21 protein-coding genes are annotated in these 16,511 nt (G+C 35.8%); 9 read left to right on the top strand and 12 right to left on the bottom strand.

Going from position 1 to position 16,511, the window contains the following annotated elements:
• Positions 1-6: 6 nt before the first annotated feature.
• From BMX24_RS01260 to BMX24_RS01245, 4 genes are all read right to left on the bottom strand, one after another.
• Positions 7-576, bottom strand: coding sequence for a 30S ribosomal protein S16 (locus BMX24_RS01260; RefSeq protein ID WP_089790278.1), 570 nt, complete (start codon positions 574-576; stop codon positions 7-9).
• A 178-nt stretch (positions 577-754) separates the two neighbouring features.
• Positions 755-1,264: a nitroreductase family protein gene (locus BMX24_RS01255; protein WP_089790277.1), complete on the bottom strand. Its 510-nt coding sequence runs from the start codon at positions 1,262-1,264 to the stop codon at positions 755-757.
• Between the two features lie 150 nt (positions 1,265-1,414).
• Positions 1,415-1,864: a GreA/GreB family elongation factor gene (locus BMX24_RS01250; protein WP_089790276.1), complete on the bottom strand. Its 450-nt coding sequence runs from the start codon at positions 1,862-1,864 to the stop codon at positions 1,415-1,417.
• Positions 1,865-1,942: 78 nt separating this feature from the next.
• On the bottom strand, positions 1,943-2,473 hold the full coding sequence (locus BMX24_RS01245) for an SRPBCC family protein (RefSeq protein WP_089790275.1): 531 nt from the start codon (positions 2,471-2,473) through the stop codon (positions 1,943-1,945).
• Between the two features lie 215 nt (positions 2,474-2,688).
• Between BMX24_RS01245 and BMX24_RS01240 the strand changes: the two genes are divergently transcribed.
• The 6 genes from BMX24_RS01240 (at position 2,689) to BMX24_RS01215 (ending at position 7,605) form a co-directional block, all read left to right on the top strand.
• The gene (locus BMX24_RS01240; protein ID WP_089790274.1) at positions 2,689-4,746 is read left to right on the top strand and encodes a M3 family metallopeptidase; all 2,058 of its coding nucleotides are present in this window, start codon (positions 2,689-2,691) and stop codon (positions 4,744-4,746) included.
• A gap of 28 nt (positions 4,747-4,774) precedes the next feature.
• Positions 4,775-5,158 carry a tetratricopeptide repeat protein gene (locus BMX24_RS01235; protein WP_089790273.1) on the top strand — a complete coding sequence of 128 codons (384 nt, stop codon included), beginning with the start codon at positions 4,775-4,777 and terminating at the stop codon, positions 5,156-5,158.
• 21 nt (positions 5,159-5,179) lie between these two features.
• Positions 5,180-5,380 carry a YqaE/Pmp3 family membrane protein gene (locus BMX24_RS01230; protein WP_228404620.1) on the top strand — a complete coding sequence of 67 codons (201 nt, stop codon included), beginning with the start codon at positions 5,180-5,182 and terminating at the stop codon, positions 5,378-5,380.
• A 26-nt stretch (positions 5,381-5,406) separates the two neighbouring features.
• Positions 5,407-6,093, top strand: coding sequence for a hypothetical protein (locus tag BMX24_RS01225; protein ID WP_089790271.1), 687 nt, complete (start codon positions 5,407-5,409; stop codon positions 6,091-6,093).
• Positions 6,094-6,218: 125 nt separating this feature from the next.
• A complete protein-coding gene (locus BMX24_RS01220) occupies positions 6,219-6,842 on the top strand; it encodes a hypothetical protein (protein ID WP_089790270.1) in 624 nt (207 codons plus the stop codon).
• A 241-nt stretch (positions 6,843-7,083) separates the two neighbouring features.
• A complete protein-coding gene (locus BMX24_RS01215) occupies positions 7,084-7,605 on the top strand; it encodes a 3'-5' exonuclease (protein ID WP_089790269.1) in 522 nt (173 codons plus the stop codon).
• A gap of 60 nt (positions 7,606-7,665) precedes the next feature.
• Here BMX24_RS01215 and BMX24_RS01210 read toward each other — a convergent pair whose 3' ends face one another.
• From BMX24_RS01210 to panD, 4 genes are all read right to left on the bottom strand, one after another.
• Entirely contained in the window at positions 7,666-8,343 is a 678-nt protein-coding gene (locus tag BMX24_RS01210; RefSeq protein WP_089790268.1) for a TerD family protein, read from the bottom strand.
• 2 nt (positions 8,344-8,345) lie between these two features.
• Entirely contained in the window at positions 8,346-8,921 is a 576-nt protein-coding gene (locus BMX24_RS01205) for a TerD family protein (RefSeq protein WP_089790267.1), read from the bottom strand.
• 396 nt (positions 8,922-9,317) lie between these two features.
• Entirely contained in the window at positions 9,318-10,343 is a 1,026-nt protein-coding gene (locus BMX24_RS01200) for a lysylphosphatidylglycerol synthase transmembrane domain-containing protein (protein WP_089790266.1), read from the bottom strand.
• Positions 10,344-10,347: 4 nt separating this feature from the next.
• On the bottom strand, positions 10,348-10,698 hold the full coding sequence (gene panD / locus BMX24_RS01195; RefSeq protein WP_027379879.1) for an aspartate 1-decarboxylase: 351 nt from the start codon (positions 10,696-10,698) through the stop codon (positions 10,348-10,350).
• A gap of 399 nt (positions 10,699-11,097) precedes the next feature.
• On the opposite strand from panD, the gene BMX24_RS01190 reads away from it, so the two are divergent.
• Positions 11,098-11,388, top strand: coding sequence for an HU family DNA-binding protein (locus BMX24_RS01190; protein WP_027379880.1), 291 nt, complete (start codon positions 11,098-11,100; stop codon positions 11,386-11,388).
• Between the two features lie 184 nt (positions 11,389-11,572).
• Here the strand turns inward: BMX24_RS01190 and pdxH are convergent, their stop codons facing one another.
• Positions 11,573-12,217 carry a pyridoxamine 5'-phosphate oxidase gene (gene pdxH, locus BMX24_RS01185; RefSeq protein WP_089790265.1) on the bottom strand — a complete coding sequence of 215 codons (645 nt, stop codon included), beginning with the start codon at positions 12,215-12,217 and terminating at the stop codon, positions 11,573-11,575.
• A gap of 24 nt (positions 12,218-12,241) precedes the next feature.
• Between pdxH and BMX24_RS01180 the strand changes: the two genes are divergently transcribed.
• Together BMX24_RS01180 and BMX24_RS01175 are read left to right on the top strand one after the other, a co-directional pair.
• A complete protein-coding gene (locus BMX24_RS01180; RefSeq protein WP_089790264.1) occupies positions 12,242-12,790 on the top strand; it encodes a YqgE/AlgH family protein in 549 nt (182 codons plus the stop codon).
• 108 nt (positions 12,791-12,898) lie between these two features.
• Positions 12,899-13,480, top strand: a complete 582-nt coding sequence (locus tag BMX24_RS01175; protein WP_089790263.1) for an N-acetylmuramoyl-L-alanine amidase family protein — start codon at positions 12,899-12,901, stop codon at positions 13,478-13,480.
• Positions 13,481-13,571: 91 nt separating this feature from the next.
• On the opposite strand, the gene BMX24_RS01170 is transcribed toward BMX24_RS01175, so the two are convergent.
• The 3 genes from BMX24_RS01170 to BMX24_RS01160 all read right to left on the bottom strand — a co-directional run bounded on the left by BMX24_RS01170 (position 13,572) and on the right by BMX24_RS01160 (position 16,221).
• Complete coding sequence (locus BMX24_RS01170) at positions 13,572-14,381, bottom strand: aminotransferase class IV (RefSeq protein ID WP_089790262.1); 810 nt, start codon at positions 14,379-14,381, stop codon at positions 13,572-13,574.
• A 78-nt stretch (positions 14,382-14,459) separates the two neighbouring features.
• Positions 14,460-14,846 carry an START-like domain-containing protein gene (locus BMX24_RS01165; protein WP_089792665.1) on the bottom strand — a complete coding sequence of 129 codons (387 nt, stop codon included), beginning with the start codon at positions 14,844-14,846 and terminating at the stop codon, positions 14,460-14,462.
• Between the two features lie 199 nt (positions 14,847-15,045).
• Positions 15,046-16,221, bottom strand: coding sequence for an aspartate aminotransferase family protein (locus tag BMX24_RS01160; RefSeq protein WP_089792663.1), 1,176 nt, complete (start codon positions 16,219-16,221; stop codon positions 15,046-15,048).
• Positions 16,222-16,511 lie beyond the last annotated feature (290 nt).

The following is a 16,511-nucleotide window of genomic DNA, read 5'->3' as shown; positions in this document are numbered from 1 at the left end:
TTTTTCTTAAGCTTCAGTGTTTTCTTCTGTAGATTCAGCAGCAGGAGCTTCTCCTTCTGTAGCTTCAGTAGTAGCTTCTTCAGCAGGTGCGTTTGCAGCTTCTTCAGCAGCCTTAGCATCAGCTTCAGCTTGTGCAGCAGCAGCGATTCTAGCTTCATTTACTTTAGCTTCAGCTTCTAAAGCAGCTTTCTTAGCGTCAGCCTGAGCTTTAGTTAAGCCTTCTACTTTACCTTGAACTTTTGCATCTTTAGCATCTACCCAAGCATTAAATCTTTTTTCAGCTTCTGCCTCATCAAAAGCACCTTTAGCAACACCACCTTGTAAGTGTTTTTTGTAAAGTGCACCTTTGTAAGAAAGGATAGCTCTAGCAGTATCAGTCGGCTGAGCACCGTTGTTTAACCACTTCACAGCAGAATCAACGTTCAACTCGATAGTTGCTGGGTTAGTAATTGGGTTGTAAGTTCCTAGTTTCTCGATGAATCTACCATCTCTTCTAGCTCTAGAATCTGCAACCACGATGTGGAAGAAAGGCTTACCTTTTTTTCCGTGTCTTTGTAATCTGATTTTTACTGACATAATGTTTGAATTTTAAGGGAACTCGTCCCAGTTAAATATTTTAAGAGTGCAAAGATAATAAAAAAGTTTAATTGAACAATTAATAAATGTAACAATTTATCGATCTAACAATGCAACAATACACTTTGATTATAAAATCTCATTGGTAAACTGATACACTGATACATTGGTAAATTAATTAAACATTTCCCATATAGAAAAGTCCAAGGCATTTTTGGTTTTCTTCGATGGTGAGAGATTCTTTCAATTGTTCTACGATTTTCGGTGAACTCCAGTAGCATCCGATTCCGTTGGCAGTACAGGTAAGATACATATTCTGGACAGCCATGGAAACCGCTGCAATCTCCTCCCATTCCGGAACCATCCCGCTGAAATTGACAACAATGGAAACCACGGCATCCGCTTTATTGATTTTAAAACCGATGTCATTGTATTTCTTTTCCAAAAAAAGTTGTTCGGGCTGACTGGCTTTATAGATAGCCTGCATTTCTGAAGCTAATTGCGCCTTTTCCTCACCTTTGAATATTTTGAAACGCCAAGGTTTTGTGCGTTTATGATTAGGGGCAAATGTCGCTGACTTTAAAATTTCATCAATAATTTCCTGAGAAATTTCTACCCCTGTATAATCTTTAGGAAAAATACTTCTTCTTTGCTCTATGATTTCTTTTAAAACTTCTGCTTTATTCATAGATGCAAAATTACGGAAAAAGTTGATGGTTAACAGTTTCAAGTTGCAGGTTTTATGCTACAAATTGACAGAACAAAAATTAAGTTCTTCCTTCGTCAGAATGACACCACGGAAAAACAACTCATCACTCATCATTTATAACTCATAACTCTACAATACTTCCACGATCTTCTGATGAATTTTATTCAAAGTAAACTCGTCGCCGGATCTCATGCCCATCATCTTTTTGGCCATCGGGCTTTCCGGGGAAATTGCGTAAAAGCGGTCACCTTCGAAAAAGAATTCACCCAAAGAAACTGAAATATAAAAACGTGCTTTATTGGTAATCACCAAAGAACCCAATTGAACCTTCTCCGTGGTATTGTTCAGAACTTTGGCCATGTTTATTTTTAAATCGTTTAAGGCTGCGAGCTGTTTCTGCATCTGGTAAATCTCTTCCTGCATTTCCTCTCTCATGCTGTCATACTTCGGAGTCTTTTTGATATCGCGGCTTGCTTCCAGTGTGAATTCGATAAAGTTTTTTAGTTTGTCGATCTTTTCAGCAATCACGTTTTTTACATAATTTCTTATGTGGTTTTTCTCAAATACTATCTTCTCCATAAATCGAATCTTTATATAAAGATAATATTTTTTAGACAATTACTAAAAAAGCCCTGTAAAATTTACAAGGCTTTTATTTTATTTTTCAGAAATCTTTTTCAGTTCGTCTAGTCCCTGGCCAAACATTTTTCCCATCTGGCTGTCCATCATTGGTTTCATGATCTTCATCATCGTGGTAAGCTCATTATCCATGGCCCATGTTACTTTGGTTCCGCTTCCTTCCGGAGTCAAAATAAAATTCCCTTTTGCCATCCCTTCCCAGGGCTTGATAAAATGCAGATCACTGGATAATTTTTCGTTGGGTACCACGGCCGTTACGGTCTGCTCTCCCTCTCCTACCTGGTCATTTCCTTTCCAGTGGTAAGAATCGCCCACTGTTCCCGGTGTTCCGGAATAGGTAATCTGAATATTCGGATCTGCTTTTGCAAACGGATTCCATTCATTGAAAGCTTTGGTAGAGCCTACGTGCTGCCATACTTTTTCTTTCGGAGCATTGATTACGATTGATTTTTCAAAGTGATAATCTTTACTGAAAGCCAACATAGCGATCACAGCATATGCAAGAATTAACAGAACAATTACACCCAGAATTTTTAAAATTGTTTTCATAGCTTATATATTAAGGTTTAATTTTTTTTTAACATCATTACTGACAAAAATCTGTTGTCAAAATTAGTCATTCCCTCAACATTTCAACTTTGCATATGACAAGATTAATAAAGATAAACAATTTTGTCACATCTTCTCATTCGGGCATCATTTTTGCGCATTTACGATGTCGATTCAATAGAATCATTAAATTTACATTAATTAAAATTTAGAATATGAATATTTTAACTGAAAAATTTAATACACCATATCATTCCGCACCCTTTAACTTAATTAAAAATGAAGATTATCTTCCCGCTTTCAAGGAATTAATTCAAAAATCCGAAGAAGAAATCGATGCAATTGTCAACAATCCGGCATCTCCTACCTTTGAAAATGTGATAGAAGCTCTGGCTTATTCCGGCGAACAGCTTGATACGGTATCCAATATATTTTTCAATCTAAATTCGGCAGAAACAAGTGATGAATTGCAACAAATCGCTCAGGAAGTTTCCCCGATCTTAACGGAATATTCTTCAAAAATTTCTCAAAACGAAGCGCTTTTCAACAAAATCAAAAAAGTTTACGACGAAAAAGAAAAATACAATCTGAATGAAGAGCAGCAAATGCTTCTAAATGAAACTTATAAAGGTTTTGTGAGAAGCGGCGCCTTATTAAATGAAGCTGATAAAGAAAAATTAAAGAAAATCAATATGGATTTATCTTTAAAATCCCTTCAGTTTGGGCAGAATGTATTGGCTTCAACGAATAATTATTTTAAACATATCACCAACAAAGCCGATTTGGCAGGCATTCCCGAAGCCATTTTGGAACAATACGCCGAAGAAGCGAAAGAAAGAAATCTTGACGGCTGGGTCGTGACTTTGCAGTACCCAAGCTACATCCCGTTCATGACGTATGCGGAAAACCGCGAACTGAGAAAAGAAATTGCACTGGCAAACGGTAAAAGATCTTTCGACGGTGGTGAATTTGATAATCAGAATTTAATCAAAGAACTTCTTTCATTAAAACATCAAAAAGCAGAATTATTAGGCTATAAAGACTATGCAGACTATGTTTTGGAAGAAAGAATGGCCAAATCTCCGGCTAAAGTTATTGACTTTCTGAACGAGCTTTTAGTAAAAGCAAAACCGTACGCAGACAAAGAAATTGAAGAATTGAAATCGTTGGCAAAAGCCGATGGAATTGATGAAATGCAGGCTTATGACCATGCTTTTTATGCCGAAAAACTTCGTAAAGCAAAATATGATTTAAATGATGAGGAATTAAAACCTTATTTTCCTTTAAATCAGGTTCAGGACGCAGTTTTTGGACTTGCCAATACACTTTTCGGATTGAGTTTTGAAGAAAGAAACGACATTCCGAAATACCATGAAGATGTGAAGGTATATGAAGTTTTTGAGGCAGGAAATGGGAAGCCGGAGGATGGAAGTAACCATCCTGAAAAAACTTTTAAGGCTTTACTTTATGTGGATTATTTCCCGAGAAAAGGCAAGAGAGCCGGCGCATGGATGACGAGCTATAAAAATCAGTATACAAAAGATGGAGAAAATTCCCGTCCGCATATTTCTATCGTTTGCAATTTCAGCAAACCAACCAAAGACACTCCGAGTTTACTGACGTTCCAAGAGGTAACGACTCTCTTCCATGAATTTGGTCACGCTCTTCACGGAATGTTGGCGAATACGCAATATCCGACTCTTTCAGGAACTTCTGTGAAATGGGATTTTGTGGAATTACCTTCCCAGTTTTTAGAAAATTTCTGCTACGAACCGGAATTCTTAAAAACTTTCGCCAAACATTATAAAACAGGTGAAATTCTTCCCGATGAAAAAATCGAGAAAATCGAACAGTCGAAAAACTTCATGGAAGGCTACCAGACGTTGAGGCAGCTTGGTTTTGGATTACTGGATATGAATTACCATACGAAAGTTGGAGACGTGGAGAGTAAGAGTGTAAAGGAGTTTGAAGATGAATACACAAAAGCGACTCAGCTTTATCCCGTGAATCCTGAAACAGCGATGAGCCCTAGTTTTTCACATATTTTCCAGGGTGGATATTCTGCGGGATATTATTCTTACAAATGGGCGGAAGTGTTGGATGCCGACGCGTTCCAATATTTCAAGGAAAACGGAATTTTCAATCCTGAAATTGCCGCAAAATATAAAGTTCTTCTTTCTTCCGGCGGAACAAAAGACCCGATGGAACTGTATAAAAGTTTCAGAGGAAGTGAGCCGAAGGTGGAGAGTTTGTTGAAAAGGGCGTTTGGGTAGGAATTAATTTTAATTTGCTTTAAATACAATGAATAACATCCCTCAACGCCTCCAAAACATAAAAAAACTCCAGGCCAAAAGATTTGAAAACGAAGATCATTGGGACGAAATCAACGATCTTCTCATCAAAGAACTGGATGAAATTTTGCTGATCGAGCCCGAAAACACTTCTGCTTTAATCGACATGGGAGCCATTTATTCTGATATGGGCGAAAATGAAACTGCTATAGAATATTTAAAAACCGCTTTACGGTTAGGCTCGGAAGACAAAAATCTTTACATCAACCTTGCTATTGTAATGGTTGGGTTGGGAATGCATGCGGAAGAATATCACGAATATCTTGAAATTGCGGAAGATAAAAAAGAAGATCCGCTTACTTTTAAGGCGTATTTTGATCCTCAATCTCATTAATAATAATTAAAATCATAAATTATGTTACTCGCCATCCTACTACCCTTTCTATCTTTCATGGTTCGCGGAAAAATTTTAACTGGAATCATCTGTTTAATATTACAAATCACACTCATAGGTTGGCTTCCTGCGGCAATTTGGGCTGTTTTGTCTTTAAATAACGAAAGAGCAGACAAACGAAACGACAGATTAATTCGTGCTATGAAGGAAAATAAAAGATAATCTCAATAAAAAAACACAACTAAAATATGTTTAATTTTTTTAAGAAAAGAAAACCTGCTGAAAAGCCGGCAAATACAAATCCTGTAAATATCAATTCCATTTCTATTCCCACTTTTGGATGGGATATTGTAGAGAAAAACGATGGAGAAATAGTTTGGGTAAATCCTGAACAAAGCGCTCTGATTTCAATTTATTTTTTCAATATTCCTCCCGATTTGCCAACGATTAAAGATATTGACGCTTTGAGAAGTTTTCATCGCTCAGTTGCGGATTCAGGTGGTGGAATTATCGAAGTATCAACCTTCAATCTTAAAGGTTTTCCAAGCGTAAAAACGATATTTAAATTCCCTCAACCCGAAAAAGGAATGAGCTATCTCGCGTCGGTTACAATTCCTTTCGAAAATTGCAGTTTTGTGATTAAAACACAAGCCGTTGAAGTTGGAACTACGGGAATTCGTGACGCTTTTGTATTAAATAAATTTTTAGAAAGTGGTGAAGTTACTTTTGATGATAACGGACTTAAAAATTGGTTTGAAGACCCCTACGATCCGACGTTCAAAGAAGGAACTCGGATGAATAAATCTGAAAAGGAAGAATATGACGCAGAATTTCCGGAACATCCTCTTACAAAGGTTCGAAACATGATTAATCAGGCAATCGAAGAAGTTGTGTTTAGAGACGAATTAAAAGATCTTCCTATTTTTAATAAATAAAAATAACTAACCTTCATAAACTGATTATAAAATAATTATGAAATAATACCATATCTTCAATTCATGTAATTTTTTTCGTTACCTTAGAGTAGAAAACGTTGAAAGCTAGGCGTTGCATAAGAATTATGGCAGAAGAACTTTATTTCATTAAAACAAATCCTGTTACTGCAAAAATCAATTTGTACAATAAACTCTGCCGCGAAGAAGACAGTATCCTTCAGTACATGCAGGATGACAAAAAAACAAGCCTCGAACTCATCAAAAAGAAAGTACTGGACAATGTTGACAGCCTTTCCAAAGAGGAATTATTAAACCTTTTCGAATGGTTCAATGCAAAATATAAAACCGATCCTGAAGAAGTAAAAACACAGCTTTTCATTCACGGGATTGATCTTTTTTATGAAATTCCCCAATCTTCCAATATTCAGAGTTTTCAGCAGATTTTGTCGGATTATGAAAAATATTCCAAAAGAAATTTAAATTATGTTTTCGATGCAGAAAATTTTAATCGTTTTCTCGTTTACGGAATATTATTCACCGGATTAATCAACAAAGAAAAAGGAAAAGAACATATCCTCTCAGATTTCCTGAAATCCGATTACAAGGATTTATTTTCTTATGCAGAAGATCAATTCAAATCCAAAAACCCTGAAACTTTATCCCAGGAAGATATGTACAATCAGTTTGTCGATCTGTACGATTCTACCAAGTTTTATAAAGGTCCGATCATTACGCTTCACGATTTTTAAATTCATTTTTAATCGATTAAAATTTTCCCGGAACAAATTATTCAGGGAGCGACGAAGCAGGTGAAATTTGAGGAATCGAATAGAGCAGGTGGAGGAAATTAATTGAATAAAAATCTATTTTAACTTTTATAAACATTAGATTTCCGGAGAATATTTTCAATATATTAGTCTAAGTGAAATTCATTTTCTGTTTTTGAGAATGATGAAAATTATTTTAACTTAAAAAAAACACATTAAGAATATGAGTTACATCATGGTAGACATAGAATCCGACGGTCCTATTCCAGGAGATTTTTCGATGATCTGTTTCGGGGCTGTACTCGTAGATGATGATCTGGAAACTACCTTTTATGGAAAATTAAAACCCATTTCCGAAAAGTTCAATCCGGATGCATTGGCGGTATCAGGCTTCAGCAGGGAAGAAACCATGGCATTTGATGATCCGGAAGAAGTGATGCTCAAGTTCGAAGAATGGATTAAAGAAAATTCTAAAGGAAGACCGATTTTCATTAGTGATAATAATGGTTTCGACTGGATGTTTATCTGTTGGTATTTCCATCATTTTATCGGAAGAAATCCGTTCGGTTATTCATCGAGAAGACTTTCAGACCTTTACTGCGGCATGGAAAAGGATACATTTGCCCAATGGAAACATTTGAGAAAAACAGAGCACACGCATCATCCCGTCGATGATGCCAAAGGAAATGCAGAAGTTTTATTGCATATGAAAAAAGAAATGGGATTGAAAATAAGCTTAAAATAAAAAGCTATCTCAAAAAACAGATTATCAAAGAAAATAATTTGGATTTTGAGACAGCACACTTTATTTTCTATACATAAATGGGACGATTACTTCAATAAAATTATCCGTCTGGTAAGGCTCTCCGATCGCCCGGAATTTCCAGTCGCCATTGTGCCGATATGCCTCTGCAAAAATCATTGAACACATCCCGTTCATGCTCGCATCACCGGAAAGGCTGAATTTTGTAATTTCTTTTCCCCGCGCGTCAACCGCCCTGATAAAAGCATTTTTAATCATTCCGAAATGCTGTCTGTTGACAATTCCGTTGTAAATGGAAACCACAAATACGATTTTTTGGTAACGCTCATCCAGCTGATCCAGCTTTACAATAATCTGTTCGTCGTCGCCATCGCCCGCCCCGGTTCTGTTATCGCCTGTGAGCCAGATTTTTCCGCTGGGATGCCGCATCGAATTAAAATAAATAACATCACTCTGATAAAGCACAATTTCCCTTCCGTTGCCGGAGAAAAACGTTTTTCCCAGATCTGCCACTTTGCCGTTTTCGTCCAAAAGAAAAGCAACAGCATCAAGATCATAATCAGGGCCATCGTTCATCCCAAACAGACTTCCCAAAAATCCGCCCTGTCGGCGAACATCCCAACCCAAACCGATCGTTACGGTTGAAAGATCATAAACGTTGTTTCCGAGCTCATTTTTTCTCAGATTGATCGTCTGACCTTTCTGTAAATTGATTGCCATATTTATTTGATGATTTGACCCTGGTAATACTTTTCAAGGAAGAAAGCGAGGTCTGCTCTGTAGCCGGTTCCTGAAGCTTCAAATTTCCAGCTTCCATTACGTTTGTATAATCTTCCGAACTCTACTCCTGTTTCGATGGAGAAATCTTCGTCCAGCTCATATTTTGCAATTTCCTGATTGCTGATGTTATCAATAATCCTGATGTAGGAATTTCTTACCTGCCCGAAATTTTGTTTTCTTCTTTCAAAATCTTCTATGGTAACCACGAAGAGAATTTCCTCTACCCTTTCGTCTACTTTTTCAAGATCTACAATAATGGCTTCATCATCGTCTCCATCGCTGTTTTTACCGCTGGGATCGTCTCCCGTATGAGTCAGGGCTCCGTCCGGCGACTGTAAATTATTATAAAAAACAAAATATTCCTCATTCACCAATTTTCTGCCGGCATCGATCATAATTGCCGAAGCATCAAGGTCAAAATCATATCCTCTTCCTTCATTAGGATCCCATCCAAGACCGATGGTCATTTTTGTAAATCCGATTTCAATTCTTTGTCCTTTCTGTAAATTAATTGCCATAATTATGCTATGTGTTTTATGAATTCTTATATCGAAGTTATGGCTGATTTAGGAATTTTCCAAAATATTTTGTGACAAAAAATTATGTAAATTGCAAAATATAAAAAATTGAAATTTCGTCTGAGTTTACTATAAAAAAATCCGATCATTTTTTGACCGGATTTATATTTTTAATTTTGTTTTATCTAAAAATTATACTTCTGTTTAAACGCAAAGGATAGCAAAGTTTTTTGGAATTTTGCTACGGATATTTTCATTCGCAAAGGCGTTTCACTCAGCAATTGAGCAGTACGTTTGTCATCCTGGAAGGACCCAGACGCAATTTTAATTTTACAAAGTTGAGACCTTTTCAGGATGACAAACTTTATGCTATATAATACGTTTTAAACAAGATAATTAATAAATTTCTTTTTCTGCTACGATATTATTTCTTGCTTTCGCCAGCATCGGAATAGAAATTAAGCCCATCACCAGCATGATCACAATCTGCATCGGTAATGAAATAAAAGAATAGGTTAATCCTATTTCACCGCCCTGTTCGGCACTTTTTCCCATAGAAATAAATAAGGCCATAAAGCCATACTTCATCGCTAGGTTGAATGCTCCGATCCCGCCGCTTGCAGGAATCATCATTCCCAATGTTCCTACGACAATGATTAAAAACCCGTCTGCAAAAGTAAAGTTTGAAGTTTCAGGCAATGCAAAACATACGAGATAAGCTGCAAAATAATATGACATCCAGATTCCTAATGTGTAAAGGATGAATTTTCCTTTTTGTTTTAATTTAAAAATGGATGTTAATCCCTGAAAAATACCATCAATAAAATTGATAATTTTTCCCAGTAATGGAATATTAGCTAATCTTTTTCTTAATACAAAGAATAAAATGACTCCGACAATTAATATAGATAAGCCAATTAACACTTTATTCGGATTAAAATTAATTCCTGAATTTTCGTAAAAAGAAAGAATCGCTTCATATTTAAATATTAAAGTAAGTCCTAAGAAAGCAATCATACAAACCAAATCCACCACCCTTTCAAGAATAATCGTCCCGAAAGACTGATCAACAGGTACTTTTTCTACTCCATACAAAGCTGTTGCCCTCGCTACTTCACCACTTCTCGGAATGGTAAGGTTCATTAAATATCCAAAAGATATCGACCAAAGCGAATTGGCATTGGAAATGTTGTGTCCCATCGGTTCCAGCATCAGATTCCAACGGATCGCCCTGAACCAATAGGCAGAAATCCCGAAACAGGCTGCAAACAAAACCCACCAGTAATTTGCCTTGGATAATGATTTTTGGATCACCTTAAAATCTAATCCTTTCAGGGCAAACCATAAAAAAAAGCCTGCAAAAGCAAGCGAAATTACTATTGTAAGTATTGATTTTAAAGGACTTTTTGATTTTTTCTCCATCGGATTATGTCAAAAGATTTGTTTTTTCGTCCGGGAAAACGATCTTCGGCTGGAAAGTTTTTGCTTCTTCAGGCGTCATCTGTGCATAAGCGATGATGATGATGATATCGTCTTTCTGTACTTTTCTTGCTGCAGGACCATTCAGACAAACTTCTCCTGATTTCCTTTTTCCTTTGATAACGTAGGTATCGAAACGCTCCCCGTTATTCACATTTACGATATAAACCCTTTCTCCGACTACCAATCCGGCAGCTTCAATAAGATCTTCATCGATCGTAATACTCCCAATATAATTAAGGTCTGAAGCCGTAACTCTTACCCTGTGAATCTTAGACTTAAAAACTTCTATTAACATGATGCAAATTTATTAATAAAAATTTATAAAATTGGCTTTTACAATGATTTTAAAACTACCAGATACACAGTGATTTAATTTTATTAAAAATAATTTTTTGTGATTTTACTTAGCAAATCTACAATCATATCATCAAATCCATTAATAGTTTACACGAAATTTAGGATTTAATAAATGTAAGAAATAATTTAACAATTTTCATAAAGTCAATACACATAAGCATTTGGCATGATTTTAGTAACGCGTAACGTAGATTTTTCGTAAAAAGTGGAATTATCATATTTTAACCAATTTCATCGAAAATCAAAAAATTTATACATATTTTCATAAAAAAATTGCACATTTAGAAAATAGTATTATATTTGCTATAATTACGAACTAACTTTAATATTAAAAATTATGAACAAGTCTGAATTAATCGACGCAATCGCAAAAGATGCAGGAATCACTAAAGTTGCAGCTAAAGCTGCTTTAGAATCTTTCATTGGTAACGTAACTTCTACATTAAAGAAAAAAGACGGAAAAGTTTCTTTAGTAGGTTTCGGAACTTTCTCAGTAGCTGAGAGAGCAGCTAGACAAGGTATCAACCCTGCAACTAAAAAACCAATCAAAATTGCTGCTAAAAAAGTTGCTAAATTCAAAGCTGGAGCTGATCTATCAAACGCAGTTTCTGGAGCTAAGAAAAAATAATCATTCAGATTAAAAAATTAGAGGCTGTTTCGGTGAAACAGCCTTTTTTGTGTTTAAGTAGTTTATTTGTTATATCTGTATAGATGCTTCGAGAGCCTCATACTAACTGTTTTTACTACATATTTGTAGAGGTGTCATGCTGAGCGGAGTCGAAGCATCTGCAATATTATAATCAAAATAAAATCTAAGGAGCCAATCGGGAAATTTTCCAATCCAACCCATCAACCAATTCATAAATAATCCGGTCGTGCAGTCGATTCGGTCTTCCCTGCCAGAATTCTATTTCATAAGGTTTTGCGATATATCCGCCCCAATTTTCAGGTCTTGGTACTTCAGAATTTTCGTATTCTTTTTCTAAATCTTTCAGTTTTACTTCCAAAAATTCACGATTCGGAATGACCTGACTCTGTGGTGAAACTGCCGCTCCAAGCTGGCTTCCTTTCGGTCTTGAATGAAAATATCCGTCACTTAAATTCTCAGCAATACGCTCTACATCAGCTTTAATAATAATCTGTCTTTCCAGGTTTGGCCAGAAAAAATGGAGACATGCTTTATGATTTTTTTCGATCGCTTTTCCTTTTCTACTCTCATAATTGGTGTAAAAAATAAAACCCTCGTAGGTATATGCTTTAAGTAAAACCATTCTTGTACGCGGGCAGCCATCATTTTCCATGGTAGAAATCGCCATAGCATTGGCTTCCGAAATGGCAGGATTTTCGCTCGCTTCCAGAAACCAATTCCGGAATTGCTCGATCGGATTTTGTTTTATCTCACTTTCAATAAGTTGGGATTTCTCGTACACTTTTCTTTTGTCGTGCAGGTTTTCCATAAATATTTTTTATTAAATTTGAGTATGAATTACTCATACAAAGGTAAAATATTAATTTCCACACCAGACATTTCCGGCGATATTTTTTCGAGATCGGTAGTGCTGATTATTGAGCACAACGAGCATGGTGCTTTTGGATTGATATTGAATAAAAAGAACAGCCAGATGAGTAGTAAATTCAAAGATTTTTTCGATTTTAAAATAGAGGTTTACGACGGCGGACCTGTGGAAAATGATAAAGTTTTCTTTATTGCAAAAGGCAAAAAGGTAACGGAAGTTTACACTGAAATTACCGACGAATTTTATCTCACGGAAGACATCGAAAATATCATCAGTGCGGTTTTAAATAAAGAAATCAGCATTGAAGATGTGAAAATTTTCTCAGGATATTCCGGATGGTCGCCTTTGCAGCTCGATGGTGAGATCCAGAGAAAAATGTGGACTGTAGTAGAGGTTTATAACCTCGATTACACTCTTCCCAACGATCAAACACTCTGGAAGTCGATCATGCAAAATCTTGGAGGAGAATTTCTGCTGTGGGCAAATTCACCTGAAGATATCTCTTTAAACTGATAAAAACTATTCATTTCGAAGTGAAAAAAAATTTAACAAAATTTAAGAATCCATTAACCAATTTTTAGTAAAGAATTCCCGTTATTTGTTAAACCAAAAATCACTGAAATGAAAGGTACAAAACTTTTTGCTTTATCTATCTTTTCTATAGCATTTTTATCCTTTACTCCAGTAGATAAAAAACTTATTATCATAGATGCCGGACATGGCGGAAATGATATGGGAGCCAATCGAAACGGTATTTATGAAAAAAATATTGTCTTAAATATCGGAAAGGAGATCCAGAAATTCAATCAGGTTCAGGATAAATACGAAGTGATACTAACCCGTGATAATGACACTTACAGTCAATTGGCGGAAAGAACAGATCTTATCAATAAGCTGAATCCTGAAATGGTAATTTCCCTTCATGTGAACAACAGCGCAAAGCCTGAATCTGAGCAGCAGGGGCAGGAAATTTACACTCAAAATACTGAAAGCTCAAAGAAGCTGGCAGAAAAAATCTCAAAGAAGTTTGACGTACAAAAAATTGAAGAAAAAAATCTTCATATTTTAAGAGAATCGAAAGCACCTACCGTTCTTGTAGAGCTGGGATTCATCAATAATACCAAAGAAAGAGAATATATGACCAGTGAAAACGGTCAAAAAGAAATCGCACAAAAATTCCTAGAAGTTTTTAACGAATATTAAATTAAATAAAAATAACAAATTCTGATCTATTCAGAATAAAACCCGGTAAAGGACTTTTGGAACTTTGTTGTTTACCGGGTTTGTCAATTTTTTAAAAACTTTCTTTCCAACTTTCTACCAATTCTAAAAATCGGTCGTTGCCGAAAGTTTTATTCCTAATCTTTCCTACAGAAAATATGCCTTTCTCATCCGAGATGAGTAAAATCTCTTCAGCTTTCTGGGATTCGAATGCAATAATCTCGTGTTCCTGGATATCTGCAAGGTTATTTTTATGTAAAAAAGTTACAAAATTTTCCATTAAGGGAGAAATGTAAGCTCCTTCCGTCTGTTTCGGAACTTTGATCACGCTGTTTTCCAAAAACAATAGATTTCCTGAAGTTGCGCGAGCAATTCTTTTATTGGGATTTAATAAAATAACGTCATCAAGGTCATTTTCCTGGGCATAAATTGTCCCATAAATATTTTCCGGACTGTGGACTCGGATATTGCTTAAAAGGTTATTATTAACGTTAATTTCCTTGATTAAGTCCAATTCTAAAAGTCTTTCATTCACCTTTAGCACATCTTCCATTATTTCTACTTCATAAAAGTAAGAAACCGAAGATTTTGACAAGGTAATTCCGTCCGAATTCCTGAAAACCTGAAAATTGATAATTCCGTTTTTAATTCCCCTTCCGTCAATAACATCCTTCTGGAAAAGTGACTGGAAAAACTCAAGAGTGTACGTTAAAGGAATATTCAGTCTCATTTTTCTCATGGATGCCATCAGGAAAAAGTAGCATTCTTCGTCTATGATCAATTTTGCATCTCTCACAAAGAAAGACACCTTCACTGCGTCGCCCAACAGAAATGCTCTGTTGCTTACCTGTAATTCGTCTGATGTAAAATATTGATTTTCCAATTTTTAATCTGATTTATTTATAAAAAAATAATGAACGATAAATCGTTCATCAGTTTTATCATTCAGTACAGCCTGGGATTAAGCGGCACCTAATTTTATTCTAAGGTTTTCGATAAGGTTTTCCCAATACATTGCATTTTCATTCTCATCACCTTCTTCACAGAAATCTGTAATATTTAAAGCTAAGTCTTCAGTAATATCATCGATTGTAATGGTCATTTCAAAGAAATTTTTGGTTCCTTCATCCTCTTCCCATCTGAAACGCACGAAACCTTCAGGCTTATATCTAATTAAAGTTGCCTTCTCAGCAGGACCTCCACCCCAGCTAAAGAAGAAATCATCACCTTTCTCTGTCACATCATCCGCAAACCATTCAGACAACCCCTCCGCAGTCGCCAGATATTCATATAAAATCTCTGATAAACAATGCATTGGAAATTCGTAATGGACTTTATGTTTCGCCATATAATCTTTGTTTTTATCGTCCCGCAATATATAAATTAATTTTTTTATTACACAAAAATGTGTTTACTTTTTTGTACAATCTTCATGATATTTATCACAGGATTCCTATGTATGTTCAGCATAATTTTTAGAAGCGGAGTTTCGAGTTTTTTTGCGTATAGTTCTTCCGTCTTGTTATTAAATTAACAATATATTTAAATTAATTTTCGTTTAAAACATCAAGAATAATCTGGCATCCTTCACGGATTTCATCCTTAGAGATTGTCAGTGGCGGGGAGATTCTCAGATATTCATTTCTGTATAATTGCCAGAAGACGATCAGGCCTTTTTCCATGCATCTTTTTGCAACGTCTAAAGTATATTCCGGTGAGCCAAGATTTACGGCCAGCATTAAACCTTTTCCATTAATATTTTTAATTTTCGGATGAACCAGAAGCTCTCTGTATAATTTTTCTTTTTCGTCAACCTCATTCATTAAGCCGCTTTCGAGCACTTCTTTTAATGTGGCATAACTCGAAGCTGCAATCAAAGGATTTCCGCCAAAAGTGGTGATATGACCCAATTTCGGAGAATGTGCCAACGTTTCCATAATTTTCTTTGAGCTCATAAAAGCGCCCACAGGAACACCGCCGCCCATTCCTTTGCCCATCACCAAAATATCAGGAACAATCCCGTAATGCTCAAAAGAGAATAATTTTCCTGTTCTTCCGAATCCGGGTTGAATTTCGTCAAGAATTAATAATGCCCCGACTTCTTCACATCTTCTTTTTAATTTAATTAAATAATCCTCATTCGGAACCAAAAAACCAGCCGCTCCCTGAATGGTTTCAAGAATAACACAAGCCGTTTTTTCTGTGATTTTGTCGAAATCTTTTTCATTATTAAACTCAATAAAAGAAACCATGGGCAACAACGGACGGAATTCCCTTTTGTGCGTCTCATTTCCTGAAACACTTAGAGCTCCGTGTGTATTCCCATGATAAGAATTTTTGAATGAAACAATTTCTTCCCTTCCCGTGTATCTTTTGGCCAGTTTCAGACTTCCGTCTATCGCCTCTGCCCCGCTGTTTACCAGATAAGTAATTTCTAAAGGATCGGGAGTAGCTTCGGCTAATAATTTACATAAAGCCACCGGTTTTTCCTGAGCATATTCGCCATAAACCATTACATGAAGATATTTTTCCGCCTGTTCTTTTATCGCGTTTACTATTTTTGGATGGGAGTGTCCCAAGGTATTGGCAGAAACTCCGGCTACAAAATCCAGGTATTTTTTTCCGTCTTTTCCGTAGATATAACTTCCTTCTGCTTTGTCAACTTCAAAACCCGCAGCAAACTTCGTAGTCTGTGCCTGGTAGATAAAAAAATCTTTTTGCATTTCCATTTCCTGAAAAATTTTAGCAAAACTAAAAAACATTCGCCAAACACCGAAATAATCCCGATAGAATAAAAAAATCGCTCCCAATGTCAGAACTGAGAGCGAACCACCAAATCACAAAATATTAATATAGTTTCATCACTTAATTATACTTAAATATATGCAAAAAACTTAATAAAAATACACATTCATTAAAAAAATATCAATTTATATGAAAATACTTCAAATCATTTCCGGGTGAGATAAAGAAAATACAAGGGAAAACATAATTCCAGTAAGGACTCCGCTTT

Source organism: Chryseobacterium wanjuense (assembly GCF_900111495.1).
GTDB classification, from domain to species: Bacteria; Bacteroidota; Bacteroidia; order Flavobacteriales; family Weeksellaceae; genus Chryseobacterium; species Chryseobacterium wanjuense.
The sequence above is the reverse complement of the archived record's forward strand: the minus strand, read 5'-3'. Positions and strand labels throughout refer to the sequence as shown.